This is a genomic window from Paenibacillus barcinonensis, assembly GCF_003217495.1.
GTDB classification, from domain to species: Bacteria; Bacillota; Bacilli; order Paenibacillales; family Paenibacillaceae; genus Paenibacillus; species Paenibacillus barcinonensis.
In genome coordinates this window covers 98,964-122,722 of record NZ_QJSW01000002.1, presented here as the reverse complement: position 1 = coordinate 122,722, position 23,759 = coordinate 98,964, and the positions used below count along the sequence as shown (strand labels likewise).

The window sequence follows — 23,759 nt, the reverse complement described above, 5'->3', positions numbered from 1 at the left end:
TTTAAATCTGTCATTGATAATCCAATGAATATCTGGCTTTATAACATATGCTCATATATAATATGGGAATAAAATGGATAGGAAGGGGATAAAGGGAATTGAAATTCAGTGAGATGAATCACAACAGCTGGGCAGAACTGCAGCTATATCTGGATACATGCCTTGTTCCGTTCACGGCTATGAGCGGTCAACAATCACCAGTCGAAGCGACGGAAGCATTGGAGAGGCTGAGAGATTTCTTAGACACAGTAGAAATTCCGTTCAAAGGCAGAATTATGACTTATCCAGCCTATCATTACATAAGTACAGAAATGTCAATGACATTAAATACCTTGTCGTCTGAGCTGAAAGCTTCAGGATTCAAATATGTGGTCATTATGTCAGCGGATGGTTCTTTTTCGGGGGTGGAAATTCCCAATGCAGACTTGCTATTGAGTCAACAGGATCTGCTCCAACAGATGGAACGCGAGTCGATTCCTCGCCATGTGGGAGAGTGTATTCGGGATTTGTGGAAAAAGTGACGCCTTTATGACAAATGTGACAATTTTCCAACAGTTTTTTAACAACGCTTACAATTCAACCTTAAAAATGTGTGACAAATTCTTGACGGTGTTCTAGGGCTACTATATGATTATGTATGTTCTAGTAAGTCGTGGAATTTATGATAATGAAAACGATTGAGAGAGTTGGCTGACAAAGGGGGTTGGAGACAGTATGAGCAGTGAGCATGACCAGCACGAAGCCTCGATTAAACCGCCAAGCAGATTGGAAATGTCGCGCAGGCAGTTTTTGACGTACACGCTTGGTGGAGCTACAGCCTACATGGCCGCCGGTGCAATTCTTCCTATGGTCCGTTTTGCGGTGGACCCGATTTTGCAGCACAAGGGAGAAGGAACCTCTGTCAAAGTGGCTGAAATCAGCAAAATTACGAATGAACCTCAAGAATTTACGTTTGAACTGAAACAGCAGGATGGATGGTATTTGAGCAATGCATCGCTGGTGGCCTGGATTCGTAAGGACGAGCAAGGGAAAATTTATGCGCTTTCCCCAATCTGCAAACATCTGGGATGTACAGTAGGCTGGAACAGCGACAAAAATTATCCGAATGAGTACCATTGTCCATGTCATGGCGCGCACTATGACAAGGAAGGCAAGAATCTTGCCGTAGCCCCGAAACCGCTGGATGAATATGTGGTTAAGGAAGAACAAGGCTGGGTTTATCTGGGCGAGATTGTTCCGAACACCCGAGTGAAATAGGAGGCGTGAACGCAGATGTTTAAAAATGTCTATGACTGGATTGACGAGCGTCTTGACATCACGCCGATCTGGCGGGACGTTGCGGATCATGAAGTGCCAGAGCATGTAAACCCGGCGCATCACTTTTCCGCATTCGTGTATTGTTTTGGCGGATTGACGTTCTTTATTACAGTTATTCAGATTCTGTCAGGGATGTTCCTGACGATGTACTACGTGCCAGATATTATTAATGCTTATGCAAGTGTAGAGTATTTGCAGACAAAGGTAGCTTTTGGTCAGATTGTTCGCGGTATGCACCATTGGGGGGCCAGTCTGGTTATCGTCATGATGTTCCTACATACGATGCGTGTATTCTTTACAGGCTCTTACAAGGCTCCGCGCGAAATGAATTGGGTCGTTGGCATGTTGATTTTCTTCGTCATGCTGGGTCTGGGTCTGACAGGATACTTGTTGCCTTGGGATAACAAAGCTTACTTTGCAACAAAAGTAACACTGGAAATTGCCAACACAGTGCCTTGGCTTGGCCCCATTATCAAGGAGTTCTTGCAAGGGGGAACAATTGTTGGTGCACAGACACTGACACGGTTCTTCGCATTGCACGTCTTCTTCCTCCCTGCGGTGCTTCTGGTGCTTCTGGTCGGACACTTTATTATGATCCGCAGACAGGGCATTTCGGGACCACTATAAACGAAGAAGGGAGGAAACGTAATGGCTCACGGGCACAAAAACAATGATGAGGAAAAGGTAATCTTTGTCGGTGATTCACGCGTCCGCAAAGGGTCGGGTTTCATTACTCCGCCTGATTACACGGCATATCCTGGCAAATCGGAAGCATTTATTCCTAACTTTCTGTTGAAGGAATGGATGGTAGGGGTTGTTGTTCTGGTCGGTATTCTGGTGCTGACGATTTCGGAGCCTGCACCTCTCGGCTATCCGGCCAATCCAAGTGCATCGGTTATTCCGATGCCGGACTGGTACTTTTTGTTCCTGTATCAGTATTTGAAATATCCTTACGCATCTGGAGATTACGTCCTGCTGGGCGTGCTGGGTGTCAGTGGTGTTGCTTTTGGAGCATTGCTGCTGGCTCCCTTCCTGGACACGGGTAAAGAGCGGCGTTTCTATAAACGTCCTATTGCTTCGGCCCTGATGCTGCTGTCTGTTATTTCCGTGTTCTACCTGACCAATGTAGCTTGGACTCACTACGAGCATGAGCTTGAAGCGTCGGGACAGAAGCCGGAGCATATTCAGCGGGAGGAAGAGGCGCTTGAGAAGCATGAGCAAGGGTTGCCTACTTCCAGTGCACCTGGACAACAGCAGGAGGTCGCGATCGTTGATAAAGATGATCCTGCGATGGAAACGTACAAAAAAGCCGGATGTATTGGTTGTCACGCGGCCGATATGAAAGGTCAGGGCAATGCGCCTTCTCTTCGAGGTGTTGGCGACAAGCATAGCCAAGAAGAGATTGTGACGATTGTTAAAGAAGGCTACAATGGAATGCCTCCAATGTATGACCAAGCTATTGCTCAAGGTGTTACTGATGACGAGATCATCCATCTTACGGAATGGCTTGCGAAACAGAAGGCAGAACAGTAAAATCAAATTAATAAAAAAACCTGATCGTTTATCGATCAGGTTTTTTTGAAGTCTTTTGTAATGAACAGCAGTTGGTTACCATGATGAAGAAAGAAGGTGCAATGCACGTGGCTTTATCGTTTTTTTGGAGCAAGGAGTTTCTGACAAACCGGTATTTTTTGTGGCTATTGTTCTGGTGTAATGCATTGGGCACCGTATACGGCTATTTCTGGTATGGAGAGCAAATGAAGCAGACACTTGCGCAGCAGCCGGTATGGCAGATTGTATTTGTACCGGACAGTCCGACGGCAAGCCTGTTTTTCACATTAGCACTTTTGTGGGTGCTGTATCCTGCTAAGTCGGTTGTCCTGCAGCGGATTGGGCATGTCATTCAAGCTCTTGCTGTGGTAACCTCTGTGAAATACGGGGTGTGGGCCGTGGCTATTATCTTCGCGGGCTGGTCTCAAGGAGGAGCGCAGCACTGGCAGGACTGGATGCTGATTGCTTCCCACAGTGCGATGGCCATTGAAGCTTTGATGTATGTACGATTCTTTGGCTTCCGCTGGTTAGCATTGATTGTGGCGGGGCTCTGGACACTGCTGAATGATACAATGGATTATACATATGATATCTTTCCATGGTTGCCTGCAGCGCTCTACCAGCACGTAGAAGCCGTTCGTAATTTTACGTTTACGTTGACCATCGTCAGCATTCTCGCTGCGTGGCTGGCACTGAGGAAGGCCAAAAGAGCTTGAGGATACATGCATAGCCTGTTCTAATCGTTCCCTCCGTGCCATACATTGATGGTGGGAGGGATGTCCATGAAGAGAACAAGCATGCGTAAAGCGAGACTACTGGCCGTATCACTCATGGCTCTGCTGCTTTGGACAAATATGACATATAGAGTATGCGCGCAAAGCGTCGAATCCAATCCGAGCAGGAACCCGCAACTGTCCTCCAATTATACAATTTCACAACTAAACGAAGAGGCTGCTCTATTATATCGCCGAGCACTCGAAAATAATATGGAGGAAGTGCGCGCAAGTATTGCGAGGATTAGCAGCAGCTTGCAGCATATATCGTTTGAAGGTCAGACCTCGGTTGAGGGCATTCATGCTTTGTCTGAAACGGTAGTTGAAGTCAAAGAGGCCTCGGTCAAGCTACAGGCAGACAGACAATTACTTCAGGAGGCCTCGGCCAAGCTCAGGCTTGCTGCTGACAGTTTAGCTAACCGGGTGAAGCCGCTTTGGCTGCAATATTATAAAATTGTGAAGGATGACTTGGACGCGTTGTCACTAGCGGCTAATCAAAACCAGAGCGCTGCCATTCTGGCGAAGCGATATCTTGTACTTGAGCAGCATTATGAAACGATTCGGCCAGCAGCGATGATTCGTCTCGAGCCCTATCAGATTGCACAAACGGATGCATGGCTATCTCACATCAAGGGGCTGACACATGCAAAGCAGCCTGATGCTGCGCAGCTAAGGAGCATGATTGCTCACGGGGAGCAATTGGTGAACCAGCTGTTTGGACGCGAAAAGGATGAGAGCGCCTTTGTCCCTTTTGTGCAGGGTCCTGACCGAAGGGCTGCCGGTCTGATGATCAGTTCAGTCATTGTGGCAGCGCTCAGTTATGCGGGGTATCGTAAATACCGTGCGCAGCAGCAGGATATTTTTACATATCGTCGTTAATGATTTATATCATGGGTAGTCGCAATGTTCTGTACATAAAAAACCTCCTGCCGCAAAGCAGCCAAATTGATGGCCGTACATGCGGGAAGAGGTTTTCTTTGTAAGGTTTTATACACGTCTATAACAGGTGTCAGCTCTCCTTGAAGCCTTCGCCATGTACATCATGTACATCACTGATAATGACAAAGGCTCTTGGGTCGATGGAGCGCACAATCGTCTGAAGTCTGCGGAACTCCTGTCTGGAAATAACACAGTATGCCATATGTTTGGCTTGTTTGGAATAAGCTCCGATAGCTGGAATCAGTGTAACGCCCCGGTCCATATCCCTGGTGATCTGGTCTGCAATCTGTGGGGCGTGGTCGCTTATGATCATAAACGCGCGGGCAGAATAAGCGCCTTCCTGAATGAAGTCGATTACTTTGGACGCAATAAATACGGCTACCAGTGTATAGAGAATTTTTTCCTTCGGAATATAGATGAGCGAGAGCCCGATAATGACAAAGTCGATGCCTAACAGCACACGTCCCATACTCCATCCATATTTTCGGTTCAGAATACGTGCGATAATATCTGATCCACCTGTCGTCCCGCCCCAGCGAAAAACGATGCCAAGCCCGGCTCCCAAGGTGACTCCTGCATACAATGCGGCTAAGAGAAGGTCGTTCTCGGTATGTAACGGTTCAATCCAGCCTTGATGAATCAGCTTTTCAAACAGCCATAGAAAGGCAGTTAGCGCCCCAATCCCTATGCCGGTGTATATCATCTGTCTGCCGCCGAGCACTTTAAGGCCGATCAGGAACAGTGGCACGTTCAAGATCAATGTTGTCAGTGAAGGAGAAACACCGAAGGCATAGTTGATTAATACAGTAACCCCTGTAAGTCCTCCCTCCATCAGCTGATTGGGGATAATAAAATAGAGAAGCCCGAAAGCATACAAGGCTGTACCCAGCAGGATGGGCAGCACCAGCTTTAGTTGAACCCATGTTTTGGTAGTGCTCATAAGATCCCTCTCTGTACTTCAAATTAGAATGTGGAAGCAATCATTCCCATCCTAGTATACCTGTTTCTTCAATCTTTAAAAATGGATTTGTGCAGCACCTTAAAAATGAATTTGTACCGGATGATGGTGGAAGTGAACCACAATAACTGATATTATTATGAACAAACACGACATCAGAATAGAAGGAGAACCTGCTCTCATGGAGAAAAGTATGGCAGAAATGCAGCGTGAGGTTGACCTCTATATTTCCCAGTTCAAGGAGGGGTACTTCAGTCCCCTGGCTATGCTGGCGCGTATGTCTGAAGAGGTCGGTGAGCTTGCGCGTGAAGTCAATCACGAGTTCGGAGAAAAACCGAAGAAGGCTTCCGAAGCAGCGAATTCGATTGAACTTGAGCTCGGCGATATTTTATTTATCACCATATGTTTTGCCAACTCGCTTGGCATTGACTTGGCTGAAGCGCATGATAAAGTCATGCATAAATTTAATACCCGAGACGCAAATCGGTGGACTCCAAAAAACACCGATTAGGCGTAAATTACATATGCTGTACCATCACCCGTATGGGGAGGGTCAGCTTGATGATGAAACCGGAAGATTATATGCAGCAGGCTTATCGCTGTATATTGCAAAATGATTTTGAGCAAGCCATTCGCTGGTTCGAATCAGCCATCCATGCTCATCCAGAGCATGCAGAATTGTATTACCGTTGTTCCATTACACATGCTCGCAGCAAACATTTGTTGCCTGCGCTTGAATACGCCCGTAAGGCAGTGGAGTTATCCGAAGGCGTAGAAGAGTATGTGCTTCATCTGCAGACACTTGAGGCGAAGCAACTGACAGTAAGGGCCAAAATGCTGCTTGAGCAGGCGGGGAAAGAGGCAACCAAGCCTTATGTCGAGGCCGCTACACTTCTCAAAGAAGCGATCAGACTGGACCCGCTGTCGGTGGAAGCGCATGTTATGCTGGCGCTGGCTTGCAGTGATCTGAATGAGTACGGAAGTGCTATGCAGGCCCTTCAGGATGCTATACTGCTTGATCCTCAGAATGGGCAGCTGTATCAAATGTTACAGGATACGAAGCAACGTATGAAATCCATGCAGTAAGAGATCATCATAGTCTGTGTTACAGTCTGGGATGAGCAGCTGGGTTGAGACGAATACATGAACGAACATAGTGAAGGAGATGCAGCCAAGATGAGTGAAGTGATTAGAGTTGCCGTGATCGGAGCGGCTGGTCGTATGGGCCGTGAAGTGGTGAAGCTGGTGCTACAGGACCCGGATCTGGAGCTTGCAGCCGCTGTCAACCGCTCCGGAGCAGGCACGGACGCCGGAACACTTGTAGGATTGCCAGAATGCGGTGTACTGGTAACAGATGATATTGAAATGGCTTTTGCCGAAACCAAACCACAGGTCATGGTTGATTTTACAGTGCCTCAATTTGCCTTTGCTCATACAGAGATTGCTATCCGCCATGGCGTAAGACCTGTCATGGGTGTTACCGGCTTCACGCCGGAGCAGATCGAGCAGTTGGACAAGCAATGCCAGGAGAAGGGCATTGGCGGACTGATTGCGCCTAACTTCTCGATTGGAGCGATCCTGATGATGCGTTTTGCCGCACAGGCAGCTAAACATATGCCTAACGTGGAGATTATTGAGTATCATGGAGATCAGAAGCTGGATGCACCTTCAGGAACTGCGATCAAAACAGCGGAGTTGATTGCCGCGAATCGTGAAGAGATCCGTCAAGGCAATCCGAACGAGGAAGAGACGATTGAAGGAGCGCGTGGTGGATATTACAACGGATTCCGCATTCACAGCGTGCGTCTGCCAGGTGTATTTGCTCAGCAGGAAGTTGTATTCGGTGATTATGGACAGTCGCTGAAAATACGGCATGATTCATATGAGCGTGCAGGTTATATGCCGGGAGTCAAGATCGGCGTACAAAAGGTAATGGAATATACAGGACTCGTATACGGCTTTGACAACTTTATCGATTAAAACGAAATTAAAGATAGTCATGTAAAGGAGATTAAGATTGTCATGTTGAAAATCGCATTTATCGCCCATGATCGTAAAAAAGAAGAAATGGTAAACTTCGTTACCGCTTATGAACCTGTGTTTACGGATCACCAATTATACTCCACGGGCACAACTGGTCTTCGTATTATGGAAGGCACGTCCCTGCAGATTCATCGTTTTGAATCCGGACCACTGGGAGGCGACCAGCAGATCGGTGCTTTGGTTGCACAAAATGAGATGGACCTGATCATCTTCCTGCGTGATCCGCTGATGGCCCAGCCGCACGAGCCGGACATTAATGCTCTGCTCCGCCTGTGTGATGTACAGGGGATTCCGCTGGCAACGAATATCGCAACCGCCGAGATTCTTGTTAAAGCATTAGATCGCGGTGATTTTGCTTGGAGAGAGCTGGTACATAAGTACAAGCCTGAGGCCGGAATTCAAACAGGTGATGCTGAATGAGCCTGGATATTCTCATCTTCGGAGCGCATGCAGATGACGCCGAGATTGGAATGGCCGGAACGATTGCGAAACATACAGCTGCCGGTTTAAAGGTAGGCGTATGTGATCTGACGCGTGCGGAGATGTCCTCCAATGGCACAGTCGAGCGCAGAACCGAGGAAGCGGAGCAAGCCTCCCGCGTCCTCGGTCTTTCGTGTCGGAGCAATCTCGGACTGCCAGATCGCGGACTTTACATTACACCCGAGCATGTACAAGCGGTTACTGCGGAGATCCGCAGACATTCACCACGCCTCGTTTTTGCTCCTTATTGGGAGGATCGGCATCCCGATCACATCATGTGCAGTAAACTTGTTCAGGAAGCGGTATTTAATGCAAAGCTTCGAAACTACATGCCGGATATGCCTGCTGTGCAAGTAGAGGCAACATATTTTTATTTTATCAACGATATCGGTCCTACGGATTTGATTGTGGACATAACGGAACACTATGAACAGAAGGAAGCGTCGCTTCGCTGTTATCGCTCTCAATTTGAGCAGGGGGAAGGCATCGTGTCTACACCGCTGAATCAGGGTTATATCGAACGGGTGAGAGCGCGTGATTCCTTGCTTGGACAGCGCAGCCTGATTCCATTGGCGGAAGGGTTTGCTGTCCAAACACCGTATGTTGTGACACAGTTTGGCGTTTGAAGCCAAAGGGATCTGTCCATGAATATATAAAGTGTATCTATTTACACTAAAATAATTAACAATTAACGGATTATAACATCTATTTTTCCGTTGCTTGATATCAACCTGCATGAAGCGGGAGATCAAAGGAGCGTCCAACCGGATGGATCAAAAGTTAAAAATCGGAATTACCTGTTATCCGTCCCTCGGAGGATCTGGGGTAGTCGCAACGGAACTCGGCAAGTTATTAGCCGAACAGGGGCATCAGGTTCATTTTATCGCGAATAGTATTCCTTTCAGACTAGGAAAATTTCAGAAGAACATTTTTTATCATGAAGTTGAAGTGAACGATTATTATGTGTTTCGTTATCCGCCGTATGACTTGTCTTTGGCGACCAAGATGGCACAAGTGGCGAAGGCGCAGCAGCTCGATCTGCTGCATGTCCATTATGCGGTGCCGCATGCTGTATGTGCTTTTCTTGCGAAACAGATGGTCGGGGACAACCTTAAAGTGGTGACTACGCTGCATGGAACGGATATTACGGTGCTGGCTCAGGATGAATCCCTGAAGGACCTGATCCGTCTCGCGATCAATGAGAGTGATGCGGTAACCGCCGTATCTCAGGATTTGATTCGTGAAACGGTTGAACTGCTGGATATTCAGCGCCCGATTGACCTGACTTATAATTTTATTGACAAGCGTGTGTATTATCCAAGAGATGCGGCGAGTTTGCGTCGTGATTTTGCTGCGCCTCATGAGAAAATATTGATGCACATCTCCAACTTCCGTCCAGTCAAACGAACGCAAGATGTGGTCGAGGTCTTTCGTCAGGTACAGGAGCAGGTTCCGGCTAAGCTGTTGTTTGTAGGCGAGGGACCAGACTTGCCCAAGATTCAATGTAAAATTAAAGAGTTAGGCTTGAGTGACAAGGTTCATTTCCTTGGCAGACAGGATGATATCGCTCAAGTGATATCCATGGCTGACATTTTGATGCTTCCGTCTGAAAAGGAAAGCTTTGGCCTTGTGGCGCTGGAAGCTATGGCCTGCGGTGTGCCAACGATCGGATCACAGGCTGGGGGAATTCCAGAGCTTGTGTTACATGGCAAAACAGGATTCCTCTCGCCAATCGGGGATACGAAATCCATGGCAGAGAACGCCATTCGTCTGTTGACCAATGAGCATCTGGCAGCAGATATGCGGGAGGCATGCCTCCAGCGTGCGCATCATGATTTCTGCAATGATTCTATTCGTCAGGAGTATGAACAGATCTACTATCGTGTGCTTGGAAGAGAAATCCCCAGTTTGAATCCCGTATGCGGGTAAGCCTCAGGGACCACGGCAGGCAAGAGAAGAGGTGATATATGGTGGTTCGATGGACTCAAGCAGATGATGAAATGGCTAAACAAAGTGAGAACGTGCTCATACGATTAAATGAAGAGGGATTCAAGGCGTATTGGGTTGGAGGCTGTGTTCGGGATGAGCTAATGGGCCGTTCTGTTGATGATATGGACATTACAACCTCCGCTTCTCCTGAGCAAGTGATGAACATATTCGAGGATTGTATCCCTACAGGACTACAACATGGAACGGTGACGGTTCGTTCAGGAGGCCATTTTTTCGAAGTAACCACGTTTCGCACAGAATCGGAATATAAGGATAATCGCAGACCTGCAGCGGTACAATTTGTTCAAGATATCAAGGAAGACCTGCAGCGACGGGATTTCACAATGAATGCTCTTGCAATGGATGTTAACGGGGCTATCGTTGACCCGTTTGGCGGGCAAACCGATCTGTCGCAAGGACTGATACGCTGTGTCGGGCAGGCAGTTGAGCGCTTTGGTGAGGATGCACTGCGTATGATGCGCTGCGTACGATTTGCTTCTGTATTTGATTTCAGCATAGCGTTTAATACCTGGAAAGGGCTGGTGCACCAGCGGGAATTGCTTCAGCACATCGCGATGGAACGGGTTCGAACCGAGATGGTGAAGATGATGGCAGGCCCGCATCCGCGGAAAGGACTGGCATTATTATATCGCAGTCAGGCGCTGGAGCATGTGAAGGCTCCAGTGGAGGCATCGAGATTTAATCACCGCATGCTGACGGGTCTGGAGCAATTGTCAGGAGAGCACACCTTGCTGCGCTGGTCATGTCTGCTGCTTGCAGGCGGTTATGACCCTATAGAGGCGGACAAGCTATTGCGGCAGTGGACGTTCTCTAACGAGCAACGCGCCCGGATAACGGGGGTTCTTCAGGTCGAGCAGCAGGTCACTGATTTTGTGAAACAATGCGAAGACATGCCCGCACTTCGGGCACACTGGATTGTCACCGTGCTCACTTGTGGTGCTCAGGCGGCCAATGACTGGCTCCAGCTTCAGCAGGTTCTCCCTAAACGGTGGCGGGAAGTCTCAGAGCAGGTATATGGTAGCATGACTCTGATCCAAACACAGGCTGCTGCATGGATTCAATCCATGCCTGTGCATAAGTTGAAGGAATTACAAATGACTGGAGAACAGGTGTTAAAGCTGGTGGATCGCAAGGGTGGGCCTTGGCTGGGTCAGCTAATGAAACATTTGCTTAAAGAGACCGCAATCGGAAATATAAAGAATCAGCGTGATGCATTAAGTGCTGAAGTGAAACGGGTGACTGCGAATGAGCAAGCATGAGGATTTATTACATATGTTGCTTCATGCTGACGGTCAGTTTGTATCGGGTGAGGACATCAGTCGTCATCTGTCCATCAGCCGAACGGCCGTATGGAAACATGTGAATAAATTGCGGGATATGGGGTACGAATTTGAGGCTGTGTCCCGTAAAGGATATCGCTTGGTTACGAGGCCGGACAGCATTGATGCGGCAGCACTGCAACTGGCACTGAAGACAACCGTATTTGGTCGTAAGGCCGTGATGCTTTCCTCCACGCAATCCACCCAGAATGATGTTCAGAAACTGGCTGAGGAAGGTGTGGCTGAAGGTGCAGTTGTTTTTGCAGAGGAGCAGACCGGGGGGAAAGGTCGATTCGGTAGAAAATGGTTTTCTCCCCCGGGTAAAGGCGTCTGGATGAGCGTACTGTTCCGACCGAAACTATCTTTACAACATACACCGCAGTTAACGCTTATGACCGGTGTCGCGGTATGCCGAGCTATTCGGGCGTGTACTGGTGCTCAGGCGGGCATTAAATGGCCCAATGATCTGTTAATTGACGGACGTAAGATGTGTGGCATTTTGCTGGAATCGACAGTGGAGGACCATGAGGTTCGATATTGCGTGGCAGGCATTGGTGTGGATGCAAACTTTGAAGCCGGTGAATACCCGGAAGATTTGCAGCATATTGCTACTTCGCTCAAGATTGAAACCGGACAGCCTGTTGACCGAACTGCACTTGCAGCCGCCATTTTGACCGAGCTGGAGCATCTCTATTTTTTATATCAAAAAGAGGGATTTAGCGTCATCTCGTCGCTGTGGGAGGCGCTGTCTGTATCATTAGATCGCAAAGTAGTTATAACAAATCCACATGGAATGATTGAAGGCACGGCTGTTGGGCTCGACCCCTCAGGTGCTTTGATCGTCGAGAAGCAGGACGGTCAACGTGAGCTCATCGTTTCAGGTGAAGTAAGCTGGAAAGGCTGATATTTGTCGAACGTTCACAGGTCATGTGAACATTAGACGTGAATTTCAGGCATAACTCTGATATACTGTGTTCGTGAGGCGGTATCGGGTTGTTACAGACCGAGCTGCACTCCGTAGGGCAGTATATCTTTGTTCTGCTTGCTGTGTTGATAGAAGCAGAAGGCAATGTAATAAAAGTATCATATCGACGAATGTATTGTTGGATTCTGCTCTGAGCCGAAGAGGACCGAGACAGAAGGGACGATCGCAAGTGACTCTTTTTTGACTTTTCGGGACTTTTTAGTGGAAAAACTAAAAGGTTTTTTTGTTGCGCTTAATGAAAAGAGAAAGGGGCACAAGGATATGGCAAAGAAGCAAGCATTGAACATTTTGAAAATGAAAAAATACAAGCAGGAGGGTATACCGCTAAGCATGATTACGGCTTACGATTATCCAACAGCCTTACTTGCCGAGGAAGCCGGCATTGATATCATTCTGGTGGGAGACTCGCTGGGTAACGTTGTGCTTGGCTACAACTCCACGCTGCCAGTGACAATTGATGATATGGTATACCATACACGATCTGTTGTACGTGGTGCAGAGAATACATTTATCGTGGCAGATATGCCTTTTATGACGTATCACGGCAGTATTGATGAAACGTTGAAAGGGGTGCGCCGACTGATGCAGGAGGGGCACGCGCAAGCGGTCAAAATGGAGGGCGGCATGGAAATTGCGAGTACGGTCAAAGCCGTGGTGCAGGCAGGTGTTCCCGTGCTCGGACATATAGGTCTGACACCGCAATCGGTGAATCAGATCGGAGGATACCGGATTCAGGGCAAAGATGCGGCTGATGCGAAGCGTCTGATGGATGAAGCAAAAGCGCTTGAGGCCGCGGGTGCTTTTGGCATCGTGCTTGAACTGGTGACGGAAGAGGTTGCTGAGGCCATCTCGAAAGAGCTGTCGATCCCGACCATTGGCATCGGAGCAGGCCGCGGTTGCGACGGGCAGGTGCTCGTTTTCCACGACGTGGTTCAGTATGCTTCGCCTTATATGCCGAAACGTTTTGTCAAAACCTATGGCGATGTAGGTTCCCTGATTCGCAGCAGCATCGCAGCTTACGTCAAAGAAGTAAAGGATCGTTCATTCCCGGCAGAAGAGCATGTATTTAATGCAGCGGATGGTGTGCTGGAGGAATTGTATGGACAACGTAAAGAAAAGGTGGATATTCGCTGATGAAAGTTATACGCACAATCACAGCATTAAGACAGGAAATTCAGGTGCTGCGGGCAAATCATGCGGGTGGCTCTGGAGAAACTGTTGTTGGACTGGTGCCAACTATGGGGTATCTTCATCAGGGTCATGCCAGCCTGATGAAAGCTGCCAGACAGCAAAGCAGCATCGTTGTATTGAGTATTTTCGTTAATCCAATTCAGTTTGGTCCGAATGAAGACTTCGATAGTTATCCGCGGGATGAGGCGAGGGATGTTGAGACAGCTCGCAATGAAGGAGTGGATATCGTATTTATTCCCTCCGTGGACGAGATGTATCCGCAGCCGACTCAAACAACAGTTTCAGTATCTCGAATCACAGAGCGTTTATGTGGAGCGTCCCGTCCTGGACATTTTGACGGTGTCACGACAGTAGTATCCAAGCTCTTTAACATCGTGCAGCCGCAAAAGGCGTTCTTCGGTATGAAGGATGCGCAGCAGGTGGCGGTCATTGAACAAATGGTGAATGACCTTAATGTGCCTGTTGAGATTGTAGCTTGCCCGATTGTTCGTGAAGACGATGGACTGGCGCTTAGCTCCCGAAATGTTTATTTGAGCGCAGAGCTGCGTAAGGAGGCACTGGTGCTGTCTCAGGCGCTGCGTGCAGTGCAGGAGGCTGTAGAGGCAGGAACGGCCGTTACAGCGGCTGACGTTCGTCGTCTGCTGCGTGAGTACATTGGAAAATCCGCGCAAGCCGTTATTGATTATGCAGAGATTCAGGCTTTTCCTAGTCTGGAGCCCCTGCAGGATCTGGATGAACTTCATGTGTTCGACGATCTCTTAATTGCACTGGCTGTTAAATTCGGGAAAACAAGATTGATTGATAATATACGTATCGAACATATGGAGGTGCTGTCACATGTTTAGAACTCTGATGAAATCCAAAATTCACCGTGCGACGGTGACGGAAGCTAACTTGAACTATGTGGGTAGCATTACCATTGATGAAGATCTGATGGAGACGTCGGACCTGATGGAAAATGAAAAGGTGCAAATTGTGAATAATAACAATGGCGCGCGGCTTGAAACCTACGTCATTCCAGGTCCTCGTGGCAGCGGAGTAATCTGCCTGAACGGCGCGGCAGCCCGTCTCGTACAGCCTGGAGATACGGTGATTATCATTTCCTATGCGATGATGTCTCAGGAAGAAGCAAATAATCATCAACCAACGGTGGTATTCGTGGACGGTCAGAACAAACCTGTACAGACGATGAAAAAGGAAGTACACGCCACGATTTTGTAATCGGCTGGGAAGGGGAATGAAATCGGCTCATCCAGCAAAAAATGAATACAGGTCACTGCACTAATCCATTTTTCAAGGGTGGGGATGCAAACGATGTTCCAGCATGTTTTCGCCGAGATGAACGACATGTTAGATGAAATTATCAAGAGCTATCCTTCCGCTAAAGGTCTGGACAAACAGGAGCTGCAGCAGAAATGGAATTTATTAAAGCGCATGAGTGATGGTGTACTGGATGAATGGCTGATGTTTGAAGAAAAGATGAGCCAGCTTAGAGAGCAGGAGCTTGAAAAGCCGGCTTCGCTGGAGCCGGAGCAAGAGGCAGTTACCACGCTTCCTGAGCTTCATCTGGAATGCTTTAGCCGTGGTCAAGGGTACTTCAAGCTACAGATGTATCCTCAAGCCATTGATCAATTCTCAAGGGTTGTTTATGACTACCCGGAAAGCGCTCTGGCCCGCTTCTATCTGGCACTTGCTCACCTGAATCTGGAGCAGTTATTCGATTCAGAAGTGCATCTGCAACAGATTATGCTGTTAAACGGCTCTGCGCGTCTCAAGGGCCTTGTATGTAATGTTCTGGGCTGTATTCAAGCCAAGCTTTCGAATCCGGAAGCTGCCTGCTCCTTGTTTGCCCGGGCCCTTCAGCATGACCCGACATTGACCGAACCTCTGTATAACATGGAGGCCTGCAGGCTGAACAGAGGAAAACTGCAATACGCAAATCAGCTGACTGCTCTGAATTAAGACGGGTATTTGGCGGCAAAAGAACGGTGTTTCCTCCTATGGCATAGCGGCGGGAACACCGCTTTTTTGTCAGTTAATTTTCAAATGTCCTTTTTTTTGCTATGCTGTAACATAGACTGGAATGGAAGGGACCGTATATTGCAATGAAATTTGCCGTTTTGGATTTCGAAACAACCGGCACGCAGTCCGACGGTGAGATTATACAGGCCGGACTTGCCATCATAGATCATGACTACAGCATAACTCAAATATATAGTTCTTATGTAAATCCGGGTGTACCCATTCCTCCTTTTATTACGGGGCTGACCGGAATTACAGAGGACGATGTCGCGGATGCTCCTTCACTCGAAGAGATGATGATGGAGATGGTACCGCTTCTTGACGATGTGGTGCTGGTGGGCCATAACGTTGCCTTTGATTTTCATTTTTTGCAGAATGCACTGGATCGGTGTGGTTATTTACCTTTTACAGGCCGTATTCTGGACACCATTGATTTTCTGAAAATTACGTTTCCTTCTCTGGGATCGTATCAGCTAGGCTATGTATCTGCTGAGTTTGGATTCCAGCATGACCGTCCTCATCAGGCGGACAGCGATGCACTCGCAACAGCTTATGTGCTGCTCAAGTGCCTGGATGAGCTTAGAGAGCTGCCATTAATAACGATTCAGCGGCTTAGTGATCTGTTTGCACCAGAGGATACTGATCTGGGCTGGTTTTTGGATGGGCTGCGGAGCGAGAAGGAAGCCGAGCCGATACAGGACCTTGACGGGCACACGTTTTATCGCCAACTGGCGCTTAACGTCAGCGACTGGACGGAGATTGGAGCACCTCGTGATGAGAGGGAAGCCAATCCGTTGAATGGTGTAAGCTTTGAACAGTTCATGGATCAGGTCAGAGCTAATCTTAAAGATACGCTGGAGCATTATGAAGAGCGTGAGGCACAGACACAGATGTTTAGCAGTGTAAGACAGGCGTTGGATGAGGAGAAGCACCTTCTTCTGGAAGCTGGAACGGGTACCGGAAAGTCACTCGGTTATTTGCTGCCTGCTATTTATGAAAGTGTAAAACAGGAGCAGAAGGTGATGGTGAGTACCCACACCATTAACTTGCAGGAGCAACTGCGCGAGCGGGATATCCCGATGCTGACGCAGGTGGTTCCATTTCCGTTCAAGGCGGCTGTCTTTAAGGGTAGAGGTCACTATCTGTGCCTGCGCAAGTTCGAACACAAAATTAACAAACGTGAATTTGCTACGCCCAAAGAGGACTACTTCACGGCTGCTCAGATGATTGTGTGGCTGACGCAAACGGAAACAGGGGATGACGAGGAGCTGAATCTCAGCGCACGCGGAGGCGACTTCTGGGAGACTGTTCAGAGTGAGTCTGAATCATGTCTTGGGAGGTCCTGCCCGTGGTTCCGCAAATGTTTCTATCATCGTGCCAAACATGAGGCCGGACTATCAGATATCGTGATTACCAATCACTCGAAGCTGTTCACGGACGTGAAGGCGGCTCATCAGCTCTTGCCTGCATATGAAAGCCTGGTTATTGATGAGGCGCATCATCTCGAGGACGTTGCCGGCAAACATCTGGGTCTGCATATGAAATATTTCACCCTTGTGCATACACTCACACGTTTGTTCAAGGATAGCCGTAACGGGCAACTGCCCATGCTGCGCTCACAGCTATCAGGGCATGAAAATGGCGTGCAGTGGGGCTCTATGGTGGATCAGATGTTCCCTCTTGCTGTGGAAGTCAAGGAGCTGTGGGACCGTCTAAGCGACGCTCTGTTCGGCCTGCTTCCAGAACGCAGCGATGCATCTCCAGGGGAGACAGGACAATTTTCGCTACGTCTGAAGGCATCTCAGAAGCCTGCGAAGTGGCAGGAGCTGCAGGATCTGGAGAACCAGATTTATGTCACGCTGGGTGACTTGGTCCGCAAGGGAGACAAGCTGCTGCTTGAAGTGAAGGAAGATCAGGATGATTATCAGGCTGACAGTCTGATTACAGATATTACCGGGCTGTTGAAGGATTTGACGATTATGAAGGAGAATTTAAGATTCTTCATGCGTATGGACGATGCCAAGACAGTGTACTGGATGGAGGCTAGCGGGCAGTTCCGCAGCAAGTCCCTTCAGCTATATGCCGTACCGGTGGATGTAAGTGCACAGTTGAAAGAAATGTTTTTTGACAAAAAGAAAAGTGTCGTGCTTACATCGGCTACCTTGTCCGTGGACAAGTCCTTCCAATTTATGATCGAGCAGTTGGGCTTGCAGGAGGCTGCTGACAATAATCGCCTGCTGACATCCATGCTTCCTTCCCCGTTCAATTATCGTGAGCAGGCTTTGCTGGTGATTCCGCGTGATTTTCCGAGTCTGAAGGGCAGTGTAGGGGATGCACACTTTGTTCAGATGCTGGTGCATTCGCTGGCTGAAGCGGCGATCGCTACTCGTGGACGAATGATGGTGTTATTCACCTCTTACAAAATGCTTCGCCAAGTGTATGACCCGCTCAAGGAGGCCTTGTCGGGAAATGACATCTCTCTGCTGGGCCAAGGGGTGGACAGTGGCAATCGTTCCAAGCTGACCCGAAGATTTCAGGATGCCAAAGCGGCGGTTCTGCTAGGAACAAGCAGCTTCTGGGAAGGGGTGGATATTCCAGGCGAAGCTCTCACCTGTCTGGCGATTGTACGTCTGCCGTTTCAGCCGCCAAACCACCCGCTTCTTGAAGCCAAGAGCGAACTGCTGATAGAGCAGAAAAAAAATCCGTTCATGAAGCTCTCTGTTCCGCAGGCGGTCATCCGGTTCAAGCAGGGATTTGGACGACTGGTTCGTACCGGTAAGGATCGGGGTATTGTCATCGTGTATGATACACGGGTGATCGAGGCCTACTATGGCAAGTACTTTCTGTACTCCCTGCCGGGACCAAAGATGGAACATATGCTGACAGAGCAGATGGTGCCGCGTATTGCCGAGTGGCTGGATCGACCTGCCGAGTAGCAAAATTATTCATTTTTTGTAAGCTATGGCATTGCATTATGCTTCATCATGGCGTTACACTCGAAAGAGAATTTTCAGGCAGTGCGTAACGAACTTATAAATTTACCTTACGAGCATTCTGTATATAAAGAATAGTGCAGTTAAACATAAGTATACAGAATGCTCATTTTTTCAATGTGTGAATATATCGCAGCATTATTTATTATTTTATCGTGGCAATGGTAAGGGGGAGCAAGAATGAAATCGGATAAAATTTCGGAAGCGGTAGTAAGACGCCTGCCTGTGTATTTACGTTATTTGAATGAACTCATGCAGCGTGAGGTCACAACGGTTTCTTCGCAGGAGCTTGGACAACGACTGGACCTGAATCCGGCCCAGATTCGTAAGGATCTGGCTTATTTTGGTGATTTTGGCCGTAAAGGCATTGGATATGATGTTTCTTACCTGATCGAGAAGATTCGTCACATTCTCAAAATCGACCAGCAGATTAATGTGGCTCTGGTTGGAGCAGGTAATCTTGGACATGCCTTGTCTAACTATAACGCGTACCTGAAGGATAATATGAAGATTGTAGCCATCTTTGACGCATATGGTCCGAAGATTGGCAACAAAATTAACAGCCTGACGGTCAAACCGATGGAGGAGCTGACGGAATCGGTACAAAAAGATAACATCCGTATCGGCATCATTACGGTTCCTGACACAGAAGCTCAGAATGTCGCTGATCAGCTGATCGAATCGGGGATTGAAGCTATCCTGAACTTTGCACCCACAATTCTGAAAACACCTCCACATGTACGTATCCATCATGCTGATTTTACAACAGATTTGCTGAGCTTGGCTTATTACTTAGAGAACGGGAAGGACGAGGAGCAAGATGACAACAACGAATAAATGGGCAATCCACAACGGGAAATTCGCTGTCAATGAAGGCGCGACTTGGACGATAGTTCAAGGATATATGGTTATTGAGGATGACAAGATTGTGCATATTGGTGAGACGCTGCCGGAAGGAAACGAGCACCTGACCCTAGTGGATGGAAAAGGACTGCTATTCCTGCCGGGTCTGATCAATACGCATGGTCATGCAGCGATGTCGCTGCTGCGCGGTCATGGCGATGATCTGGCATTGCAGGTGTGGCTACAGGAAAAAATGTGGCCCATGGAAGCCAAAATGACCTCTGAAGACGTGTATTGGGGTGCTTCTCTTTCTGTGCTTGAGATGTTAAAAGGTGGAACTACAGCATTTCTGGATATGTATGATCATATGGATCAGGTGGCTAAAGTGGTAGAACAGTCCGGGGCAAGAGCTGCTCTTGCGCGTGGTGTAATCGGACTTTGTTCGGAAGAAGAGCAGATGCGCAAGCTGGAGGAGTCAGCGGCTTTTGCACGTCAGTGGAATGGACAGGCGGCTGGACGCATCACAACAGTTATCTCTCCACATGCACCATATACTTGTCCTCCAGACTACATAGAGAAGCTGGTACAGGTAGCGCATGATCTGGACCTGCCGCTGCATACACACATGTCAGAAACATTACGTGAAGTTGAGCAAAATGTGACAGATTATGGTCTGCGTCCAGTGGCGCATCTGGAGAAGCACGGCTTCTTCTCGCGACCGTCCATGGTAGCTCATGCGGTGCATCTGAACGATGAAGAGATTGAAATTTTGGCGCGTCATGATGTTGCAGTATCTCACAATCCGGGCAGTAATCTGAAGCTGGCCTCCGGGGTAGCTCGTGTTCCTGCGCTGTTAAAAGCAGGAGTGACGGTATCACTGGGAACAGATGGCCCTGCAAGTAATAACAATCTGGATATGTTTGAGGAAATGCGACTTGCTGCACTTATCCATAAAGGCGTATCTGGCGATCCGACAGCTGTACCTGCTGGTGAGGCGTTGCTGCTTGGTACAGGTTACGGTGCGAAGTCCATCTTCCTGAACGATACAGGTTCGCTGAAAGTGGGAATGAAGGCTGATTTCATTGCACTAAATATTGAGCAGGCTCATTTCTACCCGCATACGGATCTAATCTCACATACGATTTATTCCGCTTCTGCGAAGGACGTGGAGCACGTCTGGGTTGACGGGAAACAGGTAGTGAAGCACGGTGAGTGTCTAACACTTGATGAAGAGCGCATTTTGCGAGAAGCTCAGCGGACATTTGACCAGCTGCTAGCTCGTTAAGGAAGAGACAGGCTGCAATAGGCAGTTTTCTAAGGAAAGGAAGTTCAGCTCTTGAAGAAAAAAAAGAAGTGGATCTGGATATCGCTGCTCATCCTCATTCTGATTGTGTTTGGACTTCAGCAATATTATGTCTACGTTACACAGGATCAGCGCCAGGAGGAAGCACTGGCGATTCAGGCGGCTAAGGACCAGATTGCCATCACATCACCGGATGAGTTGCGTAAATACGTCTGGGGTGGAAAAGAAGGCGATGACAATATCTATTGGACGATGACAGCCAAAAATAAAGATAACCAGAATATTATGGTGTGGGTGAAGTTTGATATGAACAACCAGCCTGTGCAAGGTACGGGCGGGGTTCATAGTGAGCTCATTCAGAACGGCATGTCTGAAACACAGATTCGTAGTCGCTTCGCCTCTGACGTACCTGGCGGCGAGATTAAACGAATCATGCCCGGAGTTGTGAACAATATTCACGTTTGGCAGGTATATTATAAGGCAGATACACACACTTACTATCGGTTTTACCGATTTAGCAACGGGGAACAAGTGGATCTGGTGTATACAGTCCCTAACAGTTAGGAAAGGCATCCTGCAGCAGCAAGCAACCCGCTTACTGCGAGCCTGAATGATTTTGGATCATTCTGCAAGCAGGATGTCAACATATAACAAGAAACCGGCAAGTCGATATATCGACTGCCGGTTTCTTTGGCTTGTTAATTAAAGGAAACGCTACCAAAACGGTTCAAGCTCCAACGTTCAATAGAAGAAGTTGTTTACGTTGATGAAACTTTTAATATAGTTAAATTTAATATTTTATTCATATTTTCACCTTCGATATTGTATATACGATGTGATATACTCGAAAGTGTACTGGAGTTAATGAATAACGCAAATAAATCTGCAACAGTTTTTGCAGATATCAATGTACAGCAAAATATATAAGCCTGTAGATCGTAGGATGGGCTCATTCTGGGAGGGTAATTCATTTGAAGCTGAAAGTATTGCCTATTGTTATTACTGCCGTTGTTACTGCCGTCCTGTTGTTTGGAGGTTGGTTTATATATCGACAAGTTGCCGTACAAACCCCAATTGAAAAGATGGTTACACAGTATGATGGCGTCAACAGTGCTCAAATAACTATTAACCGTAACGATGTGCAAATGAAACTTGATCTGAAGCCTAATGTGGATTTGGGCAGATTGGTGCAATACATTCATCGAGAAGGGCAGGGCCTGATTGGCTCACGTACTCTTAAACTGGACGTCGTTGACCATTCCAACGAAGCTTTGGAAAACTGGTGGGGTGATGCGATGTTTACAGTAGCTCAAGCGATGGAAAATAAACAATATGCAGACATTACCCCTACGTTGTCGAAAATGGCTACGGGTGGAATCAAAGTAAACACAGCAATGGATGACAACAATGTGTATGTAAGTCTTCGAGACGGAGATGCCAGCAAATTTATTATCCTGCCGCGTGTCCCCGGTCAGATAGGAGTGTGGCCTAATGCCTAAATGGACGAAAGAAGCAGCTATTGGATTTGTGCCTGTTTTGATTATTTTTCTTGCATTTATCGGAGTGGATATCGTACCAATTCTTATTGCTGCACTGCTGGTAGGTGGCTTGTTATTTATGATGAATATGCGCGGAGGAATTACTGTAGGTGCAGCGCAGGAGCGTAAACGGAAGAAAAAAGGTCCCTCCAAGCTGACTTTTGAGGAAATAGGAGGACAGGATAGCGCCAAGCAGGAGCTAAGAGAGGCGCTGGACTTTCTCATTCGTCATGAAGAGATACAGAAGTTTGGCATCCGTGCGCTCAAAGGTATTTTGCTGACTGGCCCTCCGGGAACAGGCAAAACGCTGATGGCCAAAGCGGCGGCACACTACACTGATTCCGTTTTTGTAGCTGCATCGGGTAGTGAATTTGTTGAGATGTACGTTGGTGTAGGTGCCAGTCGTATCCGGGATCTGTTTAAGGATGCCAGAGCGCGTGCGGCAAAGGAAAACAAGGAAAATGCTATAATTTTCATTGATGAGATTGATGTGATTGGCGGTAAGCGTGAAGGTGGACAGCAACGTGAATATGATCAGACCTTAAACCAGCTGCTGACGGAGATGGACGGTATATACACCTCCGAGACACCGCGCATATTGCTGATTGCAGCGACTAACCGCAAGGAAATGCTGGATAGTGCGTTGACCCGTCCGGGGCGTTTTGACCGTCACATTCAGGTGGATCTGCCGGACAAAAAGGGAAGAAAGCATATTTTGGAGCTACATGCGGTAAACAAACCTTTAACACAGGAAGTGAATCTGGAGAAGACTGCAGAGGAATCCTATGGTTTCTCGGGTGCACAGTTGGAAAGTGTGATGAACGAGGCGGCAATATATGCGATGCGTGAAGGCTCGGCTACGATTGAACAGCGTCACCTGTCGCTTGCGATTGATAAAGTGATGATGGGTGAGAAAACTGATCGGGAATCAAGCGTTGAGGAGAAAAAACGGGTTGCCATCCATGAACTCGGTCATGCCATTATGGCAGAGCTTGTACGTCCGGGCAGTGTCAGTCAGGTGGCTTTAAGTCCGCGTGGACAGGCTCTGGGATATGTGCGTCACAATCCGCAGCAGGAACAATTTCTATACACAAAGCGTTTTCTGGAGGAACAAATCATGATTGCACTGGCCGGTGCAGCCGCTGAAGAAATGTATTATGGCGGTCGCTCCACAGGTTCGCGCAACGACTTTGAGCAGGCGACCAATGTTGTACAGACGATGATGGCTTCAGGCTTGACCTCTCTTGGCATCGTAAACATGGACATGGTTACAACGGAAGAGCTCATGCGTGAGAACAAAGTGATTTTGCAGGAGCTGATGGAGCATACCAAACTTCGGCTCGAGGAACAGCGGACAATTTTCGACAATTCGCTGGATATCCTGATGCGTGAGGAAGTTTTATCAGGCGAACAATTTCGTTGTCAATTTCGTGACAGTGCCCGTTTACCAGCATAAATTCTTTATGCTGGTTATTTTTTTTTACATTTCACTCG

The 23,759-nt window shown here is 47.9% G+C and carries 25 protein-coding genes; 24 read left to right on the top strand and 1 reads right to left on the bottom strand.

Annotated features, from left to right (window positions below; all coding sequences use genetic code 11):
- The first annotated feature begins 98 nt into the window (after positions 1 to 98).
- The 6 genes from DFQ00_RS03650 to DFQ00_RS03625 all read left to right on the top strand — a co-directional run bounded on the left by DFQ00_RS03650 (position 99) and on the right by DFQ00_RS03625 (position 4,520).
- Entirely contained in the window at positions 99 to 521 is a 423-nt protein-coding gene (locus DFQ00_RS03650) for a DUF2487 family protein (RefSeq protein WP_110894281.1), read from the top strand.
- A 193-nt stretch (positions 522 to 714) separates the two neighbouring features.
- Entirely contained in the window at positions 715 to 1,257 is a 543-nt protein-coding gene (locus tag DFQ00_RS03645) for a QcrA and Rieske domain-containing protein (protein ID WP_110894279.1), read from the top strand.
- Positions 1,258 to 1,272: 15 nt separating this feature from the next.
- Positions 1,273 to 1,944, top strand: a complete 672-nt coding sequence (gene qcrB, locus DFQ00_RS03640; protein WP_017687726.1) for a menaquinol-cytochrome c reductase cytochrome b subunit — start codon at positions 1,273 to 1,275, stop codon at positions 1,942 to 1,944.
- 21 nt (positions 1,945 to 1,965) lie between these two features.
- Entirely contained in the window at positions 1,966 to 2,850 is an 885-nt protein-coding gene (locus DFQ00_RS03635; RefSeq protein WP_110894277.1) for a menaquinol-cytochrome c reductase cytochrome b/c subunit, read from the top strand.
- A gap of 107 nt (positions 2,851 to 2,957) precedes the next feature.
- Positions 2,958 to 3,584, top strand: a complete 627-nt coding sequence (locus DFQ00_RS03630) for a DUF1405 domain-containing protein (protein WP_110895408.1) — start codon at positions 2,958 to 2,960, stop codon at positions 3,582 to 3,584.
- Positions 3,585 to 3,650: 66 nt separating this feature from the next.
- Entirely contained in the window at positions 3,651 to 4,520 is an 870-nt protein-coding gene (locus DFQ00_RS03625) for a sporulation protein YpjB (RefSeq protein ID WP_167433585.1), read from the top strand.
- 130 nt (positions 4,521 to 4,650) lie between these two features.
- On the opposite strand, the gene DFQ00_RS03620 is transcribed toward DFQ00_RS03625, so the two are convergent.
- Positions 4,651 to 5,520, bottom strand: a complete 870-nt coding sequence (locus tag DFQ00_RS03620) for a YitT family protein (protein WP_110894273.1) — start codon at positions 5,518 to 5,520, stop codon at positions 4,651 to 4,653.
- Positions 5,521 to 5,719: 199 nt separating this feature from the next.
- On the opposite strand from DFQ00_RS03620, the gene DFQ00_RS03615 reads away from it, so the two are divergent.
- From DFQ00_RS03615 to DFQ00_RS03530, 18 genes are all read left to right on the top strand, one after another.
- Complete coding sequence (locus DFQ00_RS03615; RefSeq protein WP_090917174.1) at positions 5,720 to 6,049, top strand: nucleotide pyrophosphohydrolase; 330 nt, start codon at positions 5,720 to 5,722, stop codon at positions 6,047 to 6,049.
- Positions 6,050 to 6,099: 50 nt separating this feature from the next.
- Positions 6,100 to 6,624: a tetratricopeptide repeat protein gene (locus tag DFQ00_RS03610; RefSeq protein WP_110894271.1), complete on the top strand. Its 525-nt coding sequence runs from the start codon at positions 6,100 to 6,102 to the stop codon at positions 6,622 to 6,624.
- A 90-nt stretch (positions 6,625 to 6,714) separates the two neighbouring features.
- Entirely contained in the window at positions 6,715 to 7,518 is an 804-nt protein-coding gene (gene dapB, locus DFQ00_RS03605) for a 4-hydroxy-tetrahydrodipicolinate reductase (RefSeq protein WP_110894269.1), read from the top strand.
- A gap of 42 nt (positions 7,519 to 7,560) precedes the next feature.
- A complete protein-coding gene (gene mgsA / locus DFQ00_RS03600; RefSeq protein WP_110894267.1) occupies positions 7,561 to 8,001 on the top strand; it encodes a methylglyoxal synthase in 441 nt (146 codons plus the stop codon).
- Positions 7,998 to 8,687 (top strand): bacillithiol biosynthesis deacetylase BshB1, encoded by a 690-nt coding sequence (gene bshB1, locus DFQ00_RS03595; RefSeq protein ID WP_110894265.1) that lies wholly within the window; start codon positions 7,998 to 8,000, stop codon positions 8,685 to 8,687. The genes mgsA and bshB1 overlap by 4 nt, the downstream gene beginning before the upstream one ends.
- A gap of 142 nt (positions 8,688 to 8,829) precedes the next feature.
- Positions 8,830 to 9,990, top strand: coding sequence for an N-acetyl-alpha-D-glucosaminyl L-malate synthase BshA (gene bshA, locus DFQ00_RS03590; RefSeq protein WP_110894264.1), 1,161 nt, complete (start codon positions 8,830 to 8,832; stop codon positions 9,988 to 9,990).
- 38 nt (positions 9,991 to 10,028) lie between these two features.
- Positions 10,029 to 11,330: a CCA tRNA nucleotidyltransferase gene (locus tag DFQ00_RS03585; protein ID WP_110894262.1), complete on the top strand. Its 1,302-nt coding sequence runs from the start codon at positions 10,029 to 10,031 to the stop codon at positions 11,328 to 11,330.
- Entirely contained in the window at positions 11,317 to 12,294 is a 978-nt protein-coding gene (locus DFQ00_RS03580; protein WP_110894260.1) for a biotin--[acetyl-CoA-carboxylase] ligase, read from the top strand. The genes DFQ00_RS03585 and DFQ00_RS03580 overlap by 14 nt, the downstream gene beginning before the upstream one ends.
- Before the next feature lie 342 nt (positions 12,295 to 12,636).
- Positions 12,637 to 13,509: a 3-methyl-2-oxobutanoate hydroxymethyltransferase gene (panB, locus tag DFQ00_RS03575; RefSeq protein WP_110894258.1), complete on the top strand. Its 873-nt coding sequence runs from the start codon at positions 12,637 to 12,639 to the stop codon at positions 13,507 to 13,509.
- A complete protein-coding gene (gene panC / locus DFQ00_RS03570; RefSeq protein ID WP_110894256.1) occupies positions 13,509 to 14,411 on the top strand; it encodes a pantoate--beta-alanine ligase in 903 nt (300 codons plus the stop codon). Before panB ends, panC begins: the two co-directional genes overlap by 1 nt.
- A complete protein-coding gene (gene panD / locus DFQ00_RS03565) occupies positions 14,404 to 14,787 on the top strand; it encodes an aspartate 1-decarboxylase (protein ID WP_110894254.1) in 384 nt (127 codons plus the stop codon). Before panC ends, panD begins: the two co-directional genes overlap by 8 nt.
- A 93-nt stretch (positions 14,788 to 14,880) precedes the next feature.
- Complete coding sequence (locus DFQ00_RS03560) at positions 14,881 to 15,528, top strand: tetratricopeptide repeat protein (RefSeq protein ID WP_110894252.1); 648 nt, start codon at positions 14,881 to 14,883, stop codon at positions 15,526 to 15,528.
- A 143-nt stretch (positions 15,529 to 15,671) separates the two neighbouring features.
- Positions 15,672 to 18,524: an ATP-dependent DNA helicase DinG gene (dinG, locus tag DFQ00_RS03555; protein WP_110894250.1), complete on the top strand. Its 2,853-nt coding sequence runs from the start codon at positions 15,672 to 15,674 to the stop codon at positions 18,522 to 18,524.
- 237 nt (positions 18,525 to 18,761) lie between these two features.
- Positions 18,762 to 19,418: a redox-sensing transcriptional repressor Rex gene (locus tag DFQ00_RS03550; RefSeq protein ID WP_110894248.1), complete on the top strand. Its 657-nt coding sequence runs from the start codon at positions 18,762 to 18,764 to the stop codon at positions 19,416 to 19,418.
- Complete coding sequence (locus DFQ00_RS03545) at positions 19,402 to 20,709, top strand: amidohydrolase (RefSeq protein WP_110894246.1); 1,308 nt, start codon at positions 19,402 to 19,404, stop codon at positions 20,707 to 20,709. Before DFQ00_RS03550 ends, DFQ00_RS03545 begins: the two co-directional genes overlap by 17 nt.
- A 51-nt stretch (positions 20,710 to 20,760) precedes the next feature.
- The gene (locus DFQ00_RS03540) at positions 20,761 to 21,291 is read left to right on the top strand and encodes a DUF5590 domain-containing protein (RefSeq protein ID WP_110894245.1); all 531 of its coding nucleotides are present in this window, start codon (positions 20,761 to 20,763) and stop codon (positions 21,289 to 21,291) included.
- 407 nt (positions 21,292 to 21,698) lie between these two features.
- Positions 21,699 to 22,226: a hypothetical protein gene (locus tag DFQ00_RS03535; RefSeq protein ID WP_110894243.1), complete on the top strand. Its 528-nt coding sequence runs from the start codon at positions 21,699 to 21,701 to the stop codon at positions 22,224 to 22,226.
- Positions 22,219 to 23,721, top strand: coding sequence for an AAA family ATPase (locus DFQ00_RS03530; protein WP_110894241.1), 1,503 nt, complete (start codon positions 22,219 to 22,221; stop codon positions 23,719 to 23,721). Before DFQ00_RS03535 ends, DFQ00_RS03530 begins: the two co-directional genes overlap by 8 nt.
- Positions 23,722 to 23,759 lie beyond the last annotated feature (38 nt).